Origin of the sequence: Holdemania sp. 1001095H_141210_F2, assembly GCF_015558105.1 — a bacterium.
In the GTDB taxonomy this organism is placed as follows: Bacteria; Bacillota_I; Bacilli_A; order Erysipelotrichales; family Erysipelotrichaceae; genus Holdemania.
Window position 1 is genome coordinate 135751 of sequence record NZ_JADNPO010000007.1, and the last position, 15994, is coordinate 151744.

At 48.4% G+C, this 15994-nt stretch carries 11 protein-coding genes and 6 tRNA genes; 15 read left to right on the forward strand and 2 right to left on the reverse strand.

What is annotated here, in order from left to right:
* Positions 1-56 precede the first annotated feature (56 nt).
* The 8 genes from I2G61_RS06715 to I2G61_RS06750 all read left to right on the forward strand — a co-directional run bounded on the left by I2G61_RS06715 (position 57) and on the right by I2G61_RS06750 (position 9325).
* The gene (locus tag I2G61_RS06715; RefSeq protein WP_139248619.1) at positions 57-1040 is read left to right on the forward strand and encodes a hypothetical protein; all 984 of its coding nucleotides are present in this window, start codon (positions 57-59) and stop codon (positions 1038-1040) included.
* Positions 1033-1359 carry a hypothetical protein gene (locus tag I2G61_RS06720; RefSeq protein WP_072684687.1) on the forward strand — a complete coding sequence of 109 codons (327 nt, stop codon included), beginning with the start codon at positions 1033-1035 and terminating at the stop codon, positions 1357-1359. The genes I2G61_RS06715 and I2G61_RS06720 overlap by 8 nt, the downstream gene beginning before the upstream one ends.
* A 150-nt stretch (positions 1360-1509) precedes the next feature.
* The gene (locus I2G61_RS06725; RefSeq protein WP_072684688.1) at positions 1510-2403 is read left to right on the forward strand and encodes a hypothetical protein; all 894 of its coding nucleotides are present in this window, start codon (positions 1510-1512) and stop codon (positions 2401-2403) included.
* A gap of 121 nt (positions 2404-2524) precedes the next feature.
* Positions 2525-3304 carry a hypothetical protein gene (locus I2G61_RS06730; RefSeq protein WP_072684689.1) on the forward strand — a complete coding sequence of 260 codons (780 nt, stop codon included), beginning with the start codon at positions 2525-2527 and terminating at the stop codon, positions 3302-3304.
* 310 nt (positions 3305-3614) lie between these two features.
* Entirely contained in the window at positions 3615-4040 is a 426-nt protein-coding gene (locus I2G61_RS06735) for a MarR family winged helix-turn-helix transcriptional regulator (protein WP_072684690.1), read from the forward strand.
* 23 nt (positions 4041-4063) lie between these two features.
* A complete protein-coding gene (locus I2G61_RS06740) occupies positions 4064-5803 on the forward strand; it encodes an ABC transporter ATP-binding protein (protein WP_072684691.1) in 1740 nt (579 codons plus the stop codon).
* Entirely contained in the window at positions 5784-7682 is a 1899-nt protein-coding gene (locus tag I2G61_RS06745) for an ABC transporter ATP-binding protein (protein WP_139248620.1), read from the forward strand. Before I2G61_RS06740 ends, I2G61_RS06745 begins: the two co-directional genes overlap by 20 nt.
* A 317-nt stretch (positions 7683-7999) precedes the next feature.
* Entirely contained in the window at positions 8000-9325 is a 1326-nt protein-coding gene (locus I2G61_RS06750; RefSeq protein ID WP_072685051.1) for an MATE family efflux transporter, read from the forward strand.
* Positions 9326-9654: 329 nt separating this feature from the next.
* On the opposite strand, the gene I2G61_RS06755 is transcribed toward I2G61_RS06750, so the two are convergent.
* A complete protein-coding gene (locus I2G61_RS06755; RefSeq protein ID WP_072684693.1) occupies positions 9655-10587 on the reverse strand; it encodes a ribokinase in 933 nt (310 codons plus the stop codon).
* A 287-nt stretch (positions 10588-10874) separates the two neighbouring features.
* Positions 10875-12956: an alpha-amylase family glycosyl hydrolase gene (locus I2G61_RS06760; RefSeq protein WP_072684694.1), complete on the reverse strand. Its 2082-nt coding sequence runs from the start codon at positions 12954-12956 to the stop codon at positions 10875-10877.
* Between the two features lie 179 nt (positions 12957-13135).
* On the opposite strand from I2G61_RS06760, the gene I2G61_RS06765 reads away from it, so the two are divergent.
* The 7 genes from I2G61_RS06765 to I2G61_RS06795 all read left to right on the forward strand — a co-directional run bounded on the left by I2G61_RS06765 (position 13136) and on the right by I2G61_RS06795 (position 15854).
* Complete coding sequence (locus tag I2G61_RS06765) at positions 13136-14767, forward strand: hypothetical protein (protein WP_072684695.1); 1632 nt, start codon at positions 13136-13138, stop codon at positions 14765-14767.
* A 561-nt stretch (positions 14768-15328) separates the two neighbouring features.
* Positions 15329-15404, forward strand: a tRNA-Val gene (locus I2G61_RS06770).
* Between the two features lie 10 nt (positions 15405-15414).
* Positions 15415-15490: transfer RNA gene (locus I2G61_RS06775), tRNA-Thr, on the forward strand.
* 6 nt (positions 15491-15496) lie between these two features.
* Positions 15497-15581, forward strand: a tRNA-Tyr gene (locus I2G61_RS06780).
* Between the two features lie 16 nt (positions 15582-15597).
* Positions 15598-15673 (forward strand) — tRNA-Gln (locus I2G61_RS06785).
* A gap of 22 nt (positions 15674-15695) precedes the next feature.
* Positions 15696-15771, forward strand: a tRNA-Lys gene (locus I2G61_RS06790).
* 9 nt (positions 15772-15780) lie between these two features.
* Positions 15781-15854: transfer RNA gene (locus tag I2G61_RS06795), tRNA-Gly, on the forward strand.
* The last annotated feature ends 140 nt before the right edge of the window (positions 15855-15994 follow it).

Below are 15994 nucleotides of genomic sequence, written 5' to 3' on the forward strand. Positions count from 1 at the left end.
TTTTACGCTGTGCACGTCGGTTTTTCCTGTATAATGAAGAAAAGGGGTTAATGTTGATGAAGAATGGGAAGGTCTTGGCAGCGGGGGCGATCGGTCACTTCCTGGTCGATTTTGCCTGCGCGGCGTTTCTGCTGCGGCATAATGGAGAAACGATATACTGGACGGAGCTGTTGATCCTTTATAATTTCTGCGCGTTTGCGCTGCAGATGCCATTGGGAATTCTGGCGGACCGCTGGCCGGCGCTTCCCTGGGCGGCCGGGGGTGCTCTTTTGTGCGCCGCGGGAGCCTTGCCGCTGCCGTTAGCGGCGCTGGGACTGATTTTGGGACTTGGCAACGCGGCGTATCATCTGGGGATTGGAAAACCGTTGATGGAGGCGGAATCCGGCAGCGCGGCACTGGGGATCTTTGTCGCGCCGGGAGCGCTGGGCATTACGCTGGGAACATGGGCCGCCAAGATGAATAGGATTTCGATCCTGCCGCTGAGCGTTGTTCTGATTGGGCTGGCGTTTGTTGTTTACCGGCTGCGGTGGCAGCCGCAGGAGCACCGGAGGGAAAAGAAATGTTCCTTTTCTTTAACGGGGGTGATCTGTTTGTTTCTTGTCGCCGCTCTGCGGTCCTTTGCCGGTTTCACCTGGCCGCTGTCCTGGAAAGCTCAGGCGTTGATTCCGCTGACATTGGCTGTCGCGGGGGGCAAAGCGGCGGGCGGGATCGCTGCCGATTACTGGGGACTGAAGAAAACGGCGCTGTTTTCGCTGGGCCTGAGCTTTCTTTGCTTTTTAAAAGCCAACTGGATCGTTGCCGGACTGAGCGGCGTATTTTTATTCAATATGACGATGCCGCTGTGTCTGAAGCAGATGCATCGACAGTTTCCGGAACATGCCGGATTTGTGTTCGGACTTTTAACGTTTGCGCTGTTTCTTGGGTTTGTGCCGGTGATCCTGGGCATAACGACGGTGACGAAAGCGCAGACGCTGATTTTGATCGCGCTGTCCTGGCTGGGTTTGGGAATGGCCTTTAAAAGGGGGCAGGACGATGTTTAGATCGCTGATTCTGTCGCTGATGATGACGTGGCTGCTGGAGCTGAGCTTTGCGTTTCTGCTGGGGATCCGGCGCTGGAAAGATCTGATTCTGATCATGTTGGTCAATCTGATGACCAATCCGGCGGTTGTTTACCTGGCGCTGACCTTCCGGTACTCCCTGCCTTCGTGGCTTCTGATTACGATGCTGGAAAGTCTGGCAGTCGTGGTGGAAGCACTGTATTACCGAAGCTATGCGCTGACGATCCGTCATCCCTGGCTGTTCTCGCTGGCGGCTAACGTTTTCTCCTATGGCGTCGGCTGGCTGCTGCAGCACGGCTGATCAATTAATGTCTGTGAAAGTCAGGCTGAAAAAGCGGACTTTCCTTGCGAAATCATCTTCATCATTTATTGATACAACGGATATTGCAGAACCGGAAACATCGAAGTCGTTTTATTGATATAGCGGATATTGCAGAAAGGGGGAAAAATCATGGAAAGAAAATCAGATTGGGTCATGATGAAAATTTTCAGCATTCTGATTCTGGTGGCGGGATTGTTGACACCGGTAAGCGCGGATGTGATCGCGGAACCGCAAGATCCTTTTTATAAAGAACATGCCGAAGAATGCACTTATGTGGGGCAATATTATCGGGTAATTGCCGTCAAAGGTGCTCCGCTTTACGCCGCTCCGCAATCTGCGGAAGTCCTCGGACAGGTGCCGTTGGGAGAAGAAATCTGGATCGACTTTACGTATGTTTCAGAAATTGGCGATGTCTGGGGTGTTCAGGCGCTGGAAGGCGATCTGGCCGGTTCTTCAGTCTGGCTGAATCTGGCGGATCTTCAGACAGAAATGAATGATGCGATTTTTTTCAAGGAACATCAGGAAGAAATAGAACTGATCGACGACGTATTTGCGCCGGATTCTTTTTCCGGTTATTTATGCTTTTATGAGTATCCCGGAGCGGACAGTGTGTACGAATATACCGACGCTGAAAGTCTTCTGGAAAGCCCGGTGCCGGTGTGCGGGCTGTTTAAAACAGAGACGGAAGAGGTGTGGCTGTATACCCTTAATTATTTTAGACATCAGGGATGGTTTCAGCGCGATCAGCCCGTGGTGGAACAGGCGCCGCTTTTGAACTACCTGCGCGGTCATATTCAGGCAGATGAAGACGGCACGCTTCAGGTTGCTCCTTTTGTGACGCCGCAGCCGGCTGTCCTCACGCCGCAGCCGGACAGGACAGACAGACCGGCAAGACGCGGCTCAGTCCGCCAATACATCGCGATCTCTTCATCGCCGGATGGCTTGATCGGCGGTCTGGTGCTCGCTGTCGTTGTGGTGACCGGCGGTTTGATCGCTGTTTTCTGGAGAAAACCGAAACGCTAGCCAGCCTTGGCGAGGGACAAGACACAAGATCGAACGATGATCGTTGAGGCAAGGGGCGTGAAAATAAATGAAGAAAATCAAAAGCACAGAAGTGCATGGAAAAATACAGGGAGGGACAACGATGAAGAAGTTTTTGAAAATAGCCGCGGCGATGATGCTGCTCGCAGGCAGTGCGGCGACCCTGCATGCGGATCTGATCGTCTGTCCGGAGGATGATTTCTTCAAGGAACACGACGAGGAATGCGAGTATGTCGGACAGCTTTACACGGCGGCTGGGGATGCGGGGGTTGTCTATGTTTATTCCAGCCCGATTTCCAATGAAATCGTCGGAGAAATTCCCAACGGCACAGATATCTGGATTGATTTTACTTACCAGACGAAAGAAGGCGTTTTGTGGGGCGTGCAGACGCCGCGGCGCGATCTGAGTCTGGGGCAGTGGATGAATCTGACGGAATTTGAAATCGCAAAGACAGCCGAGGATTTCGAGCGGGAACATCAGGATGCGCTGGAGCCCATCGAGCAAACCTACACTCTAAACGAACCGCGCGGCTATCTGACGTTGTGGGAATATCCGGGATCGGAACACATTGAAAATTACATCGACAGCTGGAATTTGGATCCCAAGACGGTCATTCGGATCACGAAGAAATATACGGACGAGTCAGGACAGGTCTGGTTCTATATTGAGGTTGACGCGGGGATGTATGGCTGGATTCGGGAAGGTCAAAAGCTGACGCCGATGGGCTGGAAAATTACTGGTATCTGGATCAGGGAACGTATGCCCCGACGAAGCCGACGCCCCGTCCGACTGCCCCGATCCCGCGCGTTCCGCTCGATTCACCGCGGCCGACCCACGGTTCTGTGGATCCTTATCTTAAGAAACGCCCGGAGTTTACGCTGATGCTTGGCGCGGGCATTGCCGGCGTGATCGCCCTGACTGCGCTGACGATCGTCCGTTTCTGGAAAAAACGATAACCGTTTTTGCGCGTGGAATAATCCACGCAGGTCAGTAATTTCAAGTTTATCAATCTCGTTAAAGCGAACATGTCCAGTGGAAACGTTCGCTTTTTTATTAAATTTATACGCTTTCCCGGAAGAAATGAAGCTGATTTTATTCGTTAAATTTCACATAAAATTCACAACAAATAAGATTGACAAGCGGGAAGATCAGAGTAAAATGTTAGTATCCTAACAAAAAGGGAGTGATACTGATGCAGCGAAGAATTGGTTATGAAATTCGTGAAGTCCAACAGATGATTCATCAAAAGATGGAACAATTCCGTCACGAGAACGGCTGTGAACTGACGTTAGTTCAAACTCGGACAATCGGTTTTTTGATTGCCAGTCGGGGGCAGGATGTCTTCCAGCGAGATCTGGAAAAGGAATTGCGCATTCGCCGGTCGACCGCCAGCGAAATTCTGAACGTCCTGGAGCGCGACGGTTATCTTCATCGAATTCCCGCCCCGCATGACGCCCGGCTGAAAAAACTGGTGCTGACTGAAAAGGCGCTGCAGCTGAATCAGAAGATGACCGAGAATATTGATCGGATGGAAGCCCTGCTTTCCCAATCGATCTCCCCGGATGACCAGGAACACTTTTTTTCTGTTTTGGATCAATTAAAAAAGAATCTGGAATAACGTAAAAGAGGAAGGAGAATGTTATGATTCAACGATTGCTTCAAGAAGTAAAAGAATATAAAAAAGCTTCCTTGCTCGCGCCGGCGCTGATGGTCGGCGAAGTGGTCATGGAGCTGATGCTGCCGTTTTTGATGTCGTTCATCATTGACTCCGGCGTCAATCAGGGCGACATGGCCGCGGTGTTTAAATACGGAGCGCTGATGCTGCTCTGTGCATTTTTATCTCTGTTCTGCGGGATGCTGAGCGGAAAATATGCGGCGTACGCTTCGGCAGGGTTTGTGAAGAATTTGCGGAAAGCGATGTTCGAAAGTATCCAGAAATTCTCATTTGCCAATATTGACAAATATTCGACCTCTGGTCTGGTTACCCGCATGATGACCGACGCGACCAATGTCCAAAACGCCTATCAGATGATTCTGCGGATGTGCGTGCGCGCGCCGCTGATGCTGGTGGTGGCGATGTCGATGACGTTTATGATCAACGGCAAGCTGGCGATGGTCTTCTTCTACGCGATGATTTTTCTGGGGGCGATCCTGAGCTTCATCACGCTGAAGGCCCATCCGATGTTCCGCAAAACGTTCCGCAAATATGACGATTTAAACGCGAGCGTTCAGGAAAACGTCACGAATATCCGCGTTGTCAAAGCGTATGTCAAGGAAAGTGCGGAGACCGATAAATTTAAAACCGCAGCCGGCAACCTGAAAAAGATGTTCATGAAAGCTGAGAACATTCTGGTGTTCAACAATCCGGTCATGCAGCTGACGATGTATTGCTGCATCCTGGCGCTGAGCTGGATGGGTGCGCGGATGATCGTCGGCAGCGCGCTGACAACGGGCGAGCTGATGAGCTTGTTTACCTACACGATGAATATCCTGATGAGTTTGATGATGCTGTCGATGATCTTCGTCATGCTGAGTATGTCGATGGCTTCGGCCCAGCGAATCGCGGAGATTCTGGAGGAAAAGCCGAGCATCGTCAATCCGGAAAATCCGGCGATGACTGTGGCCGACGGCTCGATCGAGTTCGATCATGTGGCGTTCGGTTATTATGCCGGAAAGGATAAATATGTTTTAGAAGACATTAATTTGAAGATCAAAGCCGGAGAAACCATTGGAATTCTCGGTCCGACCGGTTCCAGTAAATCCACGCTGATGAGCCTGATTCCACGACTATATGACGCCAGCGAGGGCACAGTCCGCGTCGGCGGCGTCGATGTCCGTCATTATGATCTGGATTCGCTGCGCAACAGCGTCGCGATGGTATTGCAGAAAAACGTCCTGTTTTCCGGGACGATCAAGGATAATCTGCGCTGGGGCAACGAACAGGCCACGGATGAGGAAATGATCCATGCCTGCAAGCTTGCCTGCGCCGACGAGTTCATCCGGCAATTCCCGAAGGGTTACGACACCTATATCGAACAAGGCGGAACTAACGTCTCCGGCGGTCAGAAGCAGCGCTTGTGCATCGCGCGGGCATTGCTGAAAAAACCGAAAGTTCTGATTCTTGACGACAGCACCAGCGCCGTCGATACCCGCACCGACAGTATGATCCGCAAGGCGTTCCGGGAAGAAATTCCGAATACGACCAAGCTGATCATTTCACAGCGGATATCCTCCATTGAAGACGCCGATCGGATCGTCGTGCTTAACGAAGGGCGGATTGAAGGCGTGGGCACGCATGCGGAACTGTTGGCGAGCAACGCGATTTATCAGGAAGTCTACGAAACGCAGAAGAAAGGAGAGGATGAACATGAGCAGGCCTAGAAACGTGGGAACCAACGGCGAAAAGCTGAACACGAAAGTGCTGGGACGACTGATGAGCTACATCCTCAGCCGATATAAATTCCGTTACGCTATCGTTCTGATCTGTATTATTATTTCATCGCTGGCTTCAGTCGCGTCTTCAGTCTTCATGAAAACGCTGATCGACGGCTACATCACACCGTTAGTGCAAAGCGCCAGTCCGGATTTTACGCCGCTGTTTCAGGCGTTAAGTACAATGGCTTGTATCTATTTGGTAGGTGTGATTTCGAATCTGGCTTATCAGAAAATTTTGGTTGTTATTTCTCAAGGCACGATGAATGATTTGCGGAATGATCTGTTCAGCCACATGGAAAAACTGCCGATCCAATATTTTGATACGCATGCGCATGGGGATATCATGAGCGTCTATACCAACGATATTGATACGCTGCGGCAGGTTATCTCCCAGAGCATTCCTCAATTTCTGTCCTCGCTGTTTACGATCGTTTCGGTTTTCTTCTCAATGATCGTCATGAGCGTGCCGCTGACGCTGGTCACCCTGATGATGGTTGTGGTCATGCAGTTTGCGCTGCAGAAAATCATGCGCAAGTCAGGTCGTTACTTTGGCGCGCAGCAGCGGCAGCTGGGGAAAGAAAACGGATATATCGAAGAAATGATGGAAGGCGCGAAGGTCGTCAAGGTGTTCACGCATGAACAGAAGGCGATCGAGGAATTCAATCAGATCAATGAGGATCTGTGCGAAGCTTCCTACAAAGCAAATAAATATGCCAATATCCTGATGCCGATCGTTGGCAATCTGGGCAACATCTCCTATGTTCTGTGTGCGTTTATCGGCGGCGTGTTGGCAGTCAACGGCATCAGCGGTTTGACACTGGGCGGCCTGGCCTCCTTCCTGGCTTTGAATAAATCGTTCAACGGTCCGCTGAACCAGATTTCGCAGCAGCTGAACTCCGTCATCATGGCGATGGCCGGCGCGGAGCGGGTTTTCAAGTTGTTGGATGAACCGCACGAAGTGGATGACGGCCGCGTAACGCTGGTCAATGTCAATAAAGATGAGGCGGGACGGCTGAGTGAAGCGGAAATGACGACAGGCCACTGGGCCTGGAAACATTGCCATGAGGACGGCAGCGTCGATTATGTCGAACTGACCGGCGACGTTCGCTTCCACGATGTCAGCTTCGGCTATGTTGAAGGCAAAACCGTACTGCATGACATCGAACTGTTTGCCGAGCCGGGGCAGAAGCTGGCCTTTGTCGGCGCGACCGGCGCGGGCAAAACGACGATGACCAACCTGATCAATCGATTCTACGACGTACAGAAAGGCTCGATCACCTATGACGGCATCGACGTTAAGCTGATCCGCAAGGATGATCTGCGGCGGTCGTTAGGGATTGTTCTGCAGGATACCCATCTGTTCACCGGCACGATTGAGGACAATATCAAATATGCCCGGCCGGAGGCGACGCATGAAGAAGTTGTGGCGGCAGCTAAACTGGCGAATGCTCACTATTTCATCAAGCATCTGGAAAAAGGCTACGATACCTGGCTGACCCGCGATGGTTCTTCATTGTCGCAGGGACAGCGGCAGCTGATCTCCATCGCCCGGGCTGCGCTGGCCAATCCACCGGTACTGATTCTGGATGAAGCGACCTCTTCGATTGACTCGCGAACCGAGAAACTTGTGCAGGAAGGCATGGATAAGCTGATGAGCGGCCGGACGACCTTCGTCATCGCTCACCGGTTGAGTACGATTAAAAACTCGCACGCGATCATGGTCATGGATCATGGCCGGATTATCGAACGGGGCAATCATGAACGTCTGCTGGAAAAGCATGGCGTCTACTATCAGCTGTATACCGGCTTGATCGAAAACGACTGACAGGCGGGAGTTCCCGTCTGTTTTTCCTGTTGGCCCGGAATTCGAATTATGAAATGAGGGCGGACGTGATGCAGAGAAAAAATGCTTTTAAAGCTCAGCCTAATTGAAATTTCAAATGAAAATGGGACTGGTAATGAAAATGGATCAATTCAAAAATATAAGCGATGGTAAATCGTCAAAAATAACAAAAAAGTTGACTTATAGTCCGGTCCAGCTGGTATGATAAAGGGGCAGGCACTTACCGTTACGCGCGGATGGAAATCGGTTAAAAAGGGAAAGAGGGGAATGGAGTGACGCAAGCCAATTCTAAAAATTTAATGACTGAAGGTGTGATCTGGAAGAAGATTTTATTCTTTGCGCTGCCGATTTTTTTCGGTAATTTGTTTCAGCAATTATACAACACCGCCGATTCGCTGATCGTCGGGAATTTTCTAGGCAGTGAGGCGCTGGCGGCAGTTAGTTCGTCAGGCAATCTGATCTTTCTGCTCGTCGGTTTCTTCAACGGCATCGCTGTTGGAGCTGGGGTGGTGATCGCCCGTTACTATGGAGCGCGCAATAGCGAACAGGTTCAGCTGGCGGTGCATACGACAGTGGCTTTCGGTTTGGCCGCCAGTCTGTTGATGACGGCCGTTGGCGTAATTCTGGCGCCGCAGATTCTGATCTGGATGGGAACGCCGGCGGAGGTGCTGGGCTTATCTGCAGTTTATTTTCGAATCTATTTTGCCGGATCATTAGGCTTTATTATGTATAATATTTTTGTCGGTATCCTGCAGGCGGCCGGAGATAGCCGTCATCCGTTAGTCTATCTGGTCATTTCCTCGCTGATCAATATTGTTCTGGATCTGGTGTTTGTCGCCGGTATGCATCTGGGCGTCGGTTCGGCAGCCTTTGCGACAATACTATCGCAGTTTGTCAGCGCTGCGCTTTGCTTTAGACGTTTGTTGAAGGTGCAGGACGTTTATCGTATCGAGCCAAAGAAAATTCATTTTGACAAACCGATGCTGAAACTGATTATTCAATATGGTTTGCCGTCGGGGCTGCAGAATTCGATTATCGGATTTGCCAATGTAGTCGTTCAGACCAATATCAATGCTTTCGGGCAGATGGCAATGGCTGGCTGCGGCGCGTTCTCAAAGATTGAAGGGTTTGGTTTCCTGCCGATCACGAGCTTTACGATGGCGTTGACGACGTTTGTTGGTCAGAATCTGGGAGCTCGCGAGCTTGAACGAACCCGCAAAGGGGCGCGGTTTGGAATTCTTTGCTCAGTGGCGATTGCCGAAGGCATTGGAATTTTGATTTTTATCGGAGCACCGTGGCTGATCGCTGCTTTTAATCGGGATCCGCAGGTGATAGCCTATGGAACGGATCGGGCGCGGACGTCCGCTTTGTTTTTCTTCCTGCTGGCATTTTCTCATTGTATGGCGGCAATCCTGCGCGGGGCTGGGAAATCGACTGTTCCGATGCTGGTCATGCTGCTGACCTGGTGCGCGGCGCGGGTAACGTTTATCACGCTGATGGTTCGTTGGGTCAATTCGATTCAAGTTGTTTTCTGGGCATATCCGCTGACCTGGCTGATGAGTTCAGTTATTTTCTTCTATTATTATCGGCACGTCGACTGGATGCATGCATTTGATGCGCAATAACTTTACCGGCCTCATCAGCTCAATAAAATAAATAGAAGGAGCGGATTTGCGGCGCAGTCTGCTCACACGCAGTGGAAACAACCATATAATTTCGAGGTAAAAGAAACGGACCGTTCAAAGTTTATTTCAACTTTGAACAGCCCGTTTTTTTGCGGTATTTTTTTCATGAATTCTTATTATGATTGAATGGGGCGCAAAACAAGCCGGTTGACTTTGTGATGAAATGCCGGCGAAGTCAGGTTAAACAGAGGGAGAATACGACAGGTAGACATTTCCCAGGAAATGATATGAAGCTGTATTGTTGAAAAGAAATGAAATCAGCTGACCCGTTAAAAAGCAACTTCAGTTTTTTTCGACCATAAATAATCACGGTATCGGTTCAGCATCCCTTGTGCTTCAGATAAGGTTGGAATCGAAGCCGAAGCACCTTTTCTCATAACTGCGCAGCCACTGGCTGCCGTAGCGATTGCAAGGCAATCGAGATCTTGGTGACCAGCAAGTTTAGCCGCCAGAAAGAATCCTGTAAAAGTATCGCCGGCGCCGACAGTATCCACAACTTCAACCGGACAACAAGGCAAAGTCAATCGTTTGCGCCCAGCTTGCAGACAGCTTCCCTGTTCCCCCAAGGTTAGAATAATCTGCACATCAGGGAAAGTTTCAGCGAAGTAGTTCAGGATGGCTTCGGGTTCACTCTGTCCGGAAAAGAAGGCCCCTTCAACTTCATTGATGAATAACAGGTCCACTTCATTTAATGGCAGCCATTCAGGAACAGCCGGAGTTGGTGAAGGATTCAGCGCGATCGTCAAGCCTTGAGCATGCGCTTTATGAATTAACTCGTCCAGCCGGTTAATTTCATTTTGAATGACAAGCAGATCGCCGGCTTGAAAATGAGCTAACGTTTCATCAATTTGTGCTGAAGTTATGGAAAAATTGCTTCCAGGATAGACAAGAATGGCATTCTGGCCGGAATCATCTACCTGGATTATCGCGTGGCCGGCCGGTTGGTCAACTAAGCGCAATAAATCGGTATGAATATGATAATGCGCCAACGTGTCCGTTAAAAGTGAGCTTGCCTGCCCCAGACAGCCTGCAAAATAAACTGACGCGCCGCCCTGGCTGAGCGCAACCGCCTGATTCAATCCCTTTCCGCCGCAGAAACACTGCATTTGTCGGGCTGACTGCGTTTCTTTTGGATTTAAGATATGATCAACGGAGTAAAAATAATCGAGATTTAACGATCCAAAAACCAGACATTTCTGCATGTTGAAGAAGCCTCCTTATTTTTTTAATTATAGCATGCGCTGCCGCAGGAAATACAAATAAAAGTGAAAGGCGGTGCATGAAAGGACAAATATCCTAAGATTGAAGTTGGCGCAAAAGCGAGCTGACCGTAGATGAATGTTACTTTTGTTTGCTTTTTAAGACATGAAAACGGTCTTTTTCCAATAAAAAGCGGAATCCGGTGAATGATGCTTACCGAATTCCGTTCTTTGGGAGATGTCGTGATTGATTCTAGGCAAAGATCTGTGAAAGAAAACAGGAGAAAGATTCAACAGGTGATTTCCACGATTTTAACTTCCCCAGGCAGAAAAGCGGCGCAAAACGCTTGTTCGCCAAACTCCAAATTCAGATCGATCCGGGAATTCTCATTTTCAGAACTCAAGATGACCTTTGCGGACTTTACGGCATTTTGGAAGCGCTCCGGCAGATTGCCGGTACGAATCCAATGCCGATGACTCGTTTCTAAATCATGATTAGCGATGACCAGGATCATGGAACGCTTAAGCGCATAGCCGAAGCCCAATGCCGGAATCCATGGCCCTTCAAACATCAATGGGAATTGATCGGCCTTGCGTGTCAACGCCGAGCGATAACGCCGTCGGATTTGTGTTGCCGCTTCCAGGAGCGTCGGAAGCTGCCACCGCTGCGCGTCAAGATAATGGAAAGCATAACGATCGAATAACGCCAGTTTGCGGTAAAATGGGTCTGTTTCCGGCAGCTGGTCTTGTTCATCAGGCCGGCAATCCAATCCCGTATTCATCGGTTGGACTTCGTAAACCTCTTGGCCTGAATTGATAAACGGAACACAATTCGGTATAAATAAATTAAGCAAAGTTAACATCCGGCAGAGCTGTCTTCCCCCTTCGCGGGCGCTTAACCGCGGCGTATCGTGCGTTTCGCCTGCCGCAAAAACCGGGCAGGGCAAAGCGGAAGCTCCGTAAGCAAAAGCATTTAATTGATCTTCTTTGGGACGCGTTTCCTGAGTGAACCCTCCGCCGATAATCATATTATATCCCTTTTTCAAAGAAACCGCCGCGTTTTGTGTATCCAGTTCCTCGGCGATAAAACAGAAGTGAGGATCGATTTCCCGGGCGGCGTCAATGATTCGCTTTACCAACTTTAGCGGCAGCGCGTGCCCCATGTCAATCCGTGCCCCGTCAATTCCGAATTCCGTCTGATAGTAAGGGATGATCTGGCTTAACAGATCCCATAACGGCTCGTTGATGACGCTGCCGGGATTTAAACTCGACTTTGCGACGTCGTAAAGAATATAGGGATTGAAGTTCTCCGTTTTCGGCAGGAAGGGAACGGAGGACGCCGGATGATCTAAATACATGCGGAAAAAAGTGATGTCGTTCCAGGCTGGCTGCGGATCATTGATGCAATCGCTGAAAGCCGGAGCGACCGTCATGCCAAACACTTCCTGAACCAGATCCAGAATTTCTTCTTTTCCTTTTTTCCATCGCGCAACGACAGTTTTCCACTTTTCAGGATCCAGACTTTGCGGATTCGGCTGGAATTTGCGGATATGCTCCAGAACTTCTTTGCTGGCGTACATCAATTCCAGATATTTGGGATCAGCGACACTGCCAGGTTCGACGCCGGGAACAAACGGCGGTTTGTAAGTGTCTAATTGATCGACGTTAATCCAGTAAAACCAGTCGGGATGTTCGGCGATCAGATCGGAATTCACTGAATTTGTACGTGGGATCAAGTCGATGATTACTTTGATATCCTGGCAATGGCAAGCTTCCACAAGCGCCTTGAATTCATCCTCGACACTCAATTCATCGCCGGTCATGGGGTCTTTTAAATTCGGATCTAACTTGAAAAAATTACTTACGCCATAAGGTGAGCCCAAATCTCCCTTTTTGTTTTTGGTCGAATACTGACTGATCGGAAGCAGGTATAACGTATCGACTCCCATTTTTTTTAATAACGGAAGCAGAGCTAACGTTTTAACAAAAGTTCCGGTTTCTTTCAGGCCATATAAATTTACACTTTCCAGAAATCCGCTGCGGTCATGATCCCAGCTGCTGGAGGTACGGATCATGCAGGAATACACACAGCTTTGCCGGATCCAATTCCCATGAGCGCCGACGCTGGCGATTGAATGATTCTTATAATAAGGTTGGCAAATGGGATCGGCATGATCCTTGCGAAGCGAATTGATCAACTCATCAAAGAATTGATAAGGATTGACGCAAATTTCGCCAGAGGGTAATTTATATTTTGAAGGACATTTTAAATCCAGACTATCAAAAAGATCGGGAAGGGTATAATTATATGGATAATCGTGTAAATGACGCTGATGCTGCAGGGCTTTCTGTAATTTTAATAGATAACTCATGAAATACTCCTTTTGTAAGTGACTAAAGACCTAATTCATTTTATCATGAAAAATCGAGTGATTGACAGAATTTCAGCTTTTTCAGGAAAAATGCAAATCGGAATCTGAAAATAAATTTGTCAATCTGTTGGAAGTCTGTTACCATGATAGCGGTTGAATTGGACATTGAGGTGAAATGAATGCGGAAACTGTTATTGATCAGCATGGGGGTAATGCTTATGCTGGGGGGATGTGCGAAAGAAAAACCGTGTGTTGCTGAAAATGGCATCGTTTGTTATGATGAAGAAAATCAGCGCTATCAAATAGAGGACGGAGCCCGGATCAGAGTGATGGTGGAAAACGAAGCTTATGGTCAGGCTTTGATCAATCTTTGGGATGCAGAACATCCCGAGCAGACCGGTGTGATCGAGCCGATCGTCGTGCAGAACTTCGATGCGGCGACATGGTTGGGCTATAAGACGGATATTGCGTTATTGTGGAGTAATGATGCAACGCAGATTCTTAATAATTTTATGCCGGTTCAGCCGGATCTGGAAGTGATGATTCAGGAACATGTACCACAGCAGTTTGGCGAGCTTCTAAATTTGGAAGGTCTGCGCTATGTGCCTATGAGTTATTACGGATTGGTGTTTTCTACCAATGTTACGATGCTTAATGAAATGGGATATGATAGTACTGATGAAAATGGCGATGGCTTGGTCGATGCGTTTGACAGTTTTGAGGAGTTAATGGCTCTGGCAGAGGAATGGGGAGGAATCGAGCGAATCTATCATGATCGGGCGGTAACCGCAGTTTTCCCATTTGCTCTCTCTGAATTATGGGCTTCAATGGTGTTTTTCAGCGCTGATCAGTTTCGTTTTTTTGCAACTTATGAGGCGCTCCGTCCCGGAATGGAGACGGATGAGTTTTTAGAAACACTGAAATTTTTAAGGGCAATGGGTGAATATCCCTGGTATTTGAATCCTCAGGAAGCGAGCGGGGAGGAAGCGGCGGAAACTGCTGCGGATGAGGAACTGGACACAGAAGAGGCAGGCGTGTTGATGGCTGATCCTGATACGGAAGCACCGTCAGAAGAGGCTTCATCGGAAGGGGATGAGAATAAGAAAACGCCGGATAATCCAGGTGAGGAGGAGGAAATCATTCTTCCTTACCGGTCAGAGAATGACCGCGCTTTTGAGGGAGGGTGGTTGTATGATGTGTATCTGGAAAAACTTATTTCACCATTTTCGTTAGTTGGAACGTGGATGTACTATAATCAACAGGAGGATATTGAGCAGCAGGATTTTTATTTCTCACCGATGCCTACCTGGAAAGAACAGTCACTTTCGCCCTTAGCGAAAACGAAGGGGTATTTGTTATCTGAAGAAACAAAATATCCGTCCGCTGCGAATGAAGTTCTGCGTTTGATTCGCAGCGAAGCAGGAATACAGGCGTATATGGATACGGTCGATGAAATCCCGGCGGTGACCGTGGTTGATCGGCCGGAAAATCGTCCGGCACCGGAGAATGAAGAGGCAGAAGGAAAAGGTGAGTCCGATAAGATCGTGCCGTATTATTTGAGTTTCAGGAATGAGAATCAGCGGCAGATCAGCCATGCTTTTTCATTATCTCAGGAAGAATCAATGGTGGCCTTTGAAAAAGATCCATCCGTCAGAGGCTGGGATATGCTCTCAGAGATCGGATTAATTGAAATCGCTGAAAGTGTAATCAAACAGGAAATGACGCCGGAAGAGGCTCAGCTGAAATTACTTGAGCGCAGTGAATCGTGGATGACGCCGTATAAGCCGGCAGAGGAAGTGCCAGAATCGTGATTTAACCTTGGTAAAAAGAAAATGGGATTCAGATTAAATTGATTTTCAGAATTGGATCACATGCTGAGAGACTTATTCGTTTTTGTTTTTACTTGGTTCAGTGTTGATTACAATTTTCAATAGAGTGAAGCTGGCTGCATAATGCTTTTAGTCTTTGTGCAGCCAGCTATTGTTACTATTGCTTAAACAGTGTCTTATTCTAAGAAGAGAATCTTTTTTTATGTTCTGAAGTATAAAGGGATATAGTTTATCAGGTTAGCGCTATGTTAAAATAATAAGAGCAGAGGCGGCAAAGCGCAGGGATGATCTAACAATAGATGGGCCAGTTTATTTCCGAAAGAAAGCAAAGCTGCATCTATTGCTTGTCCAGTTGTAATTAACAGGATTGTATCGGTAACGCAGTCTTCATTATATTTCCAGCATAGAATGATTTCATGGAATTGTGGAGATTGTGTTCAGTTTTGCAATCAAACCCCAGTAAAAAAATCTGATTTTATTATTGACGAGATTCGGAACTTATGATATATTATTAAAGCGCTGGTAATCAGCGAGTAAAAAGATGGAGGCTTAGCTCAGTTGGGAGAGCGTCTGCCTTACAAGCAGAGGGTCGGGGGTTCGAGCCCCTCAGCCTCCACCATTTTTTTATTGCCGACTTAGCTCAATTGGCAGAGCAACTGATTTGTAATCAGTAGGTTGTAGGTTCGATTCCTATAGTCGGCACCAGGAGTTGGAGAGGTAGCGAAGTGGCTAAACGCGGCTGACTGTAAATCAGTTCCCAACGGGTTCGGCAGTTCGAATCTGCCCCTCTCCACCATTCTTTTTTAAGATAGTGGGGCATAGCCAAGCGGTAAGGCAACAGACTTTGACTCTGTCATTTCCCTGGTTCGACCCCAGGTGCCCCAGCCAATTTTTAGTTTGGATTGTTTATGTCCCGGTAGCTCAGGCGGTAGAGCAACTGACTTTTAATCAGTGGGTCGAAGGTTCGATTCCTTTCCGGGACACCACTTAACTATGCGAATGTAGTTCAATGGTAGAACTTCAGCCTTCCAAGCTGACTACGTGGGTTCGATTCCCATCATTCGCTCCATTGAAGACCATAACCCTGATCGAGGGTTTTTTTGTTTTCCATGATGGATATTCTCTCATCAGTCATTTTTAGTAAAACAAGGTTCTATAAATTTTGGTGTTGGTGGAAACCAACGCCTTTTTTTCTTGAGCATAAAAAAA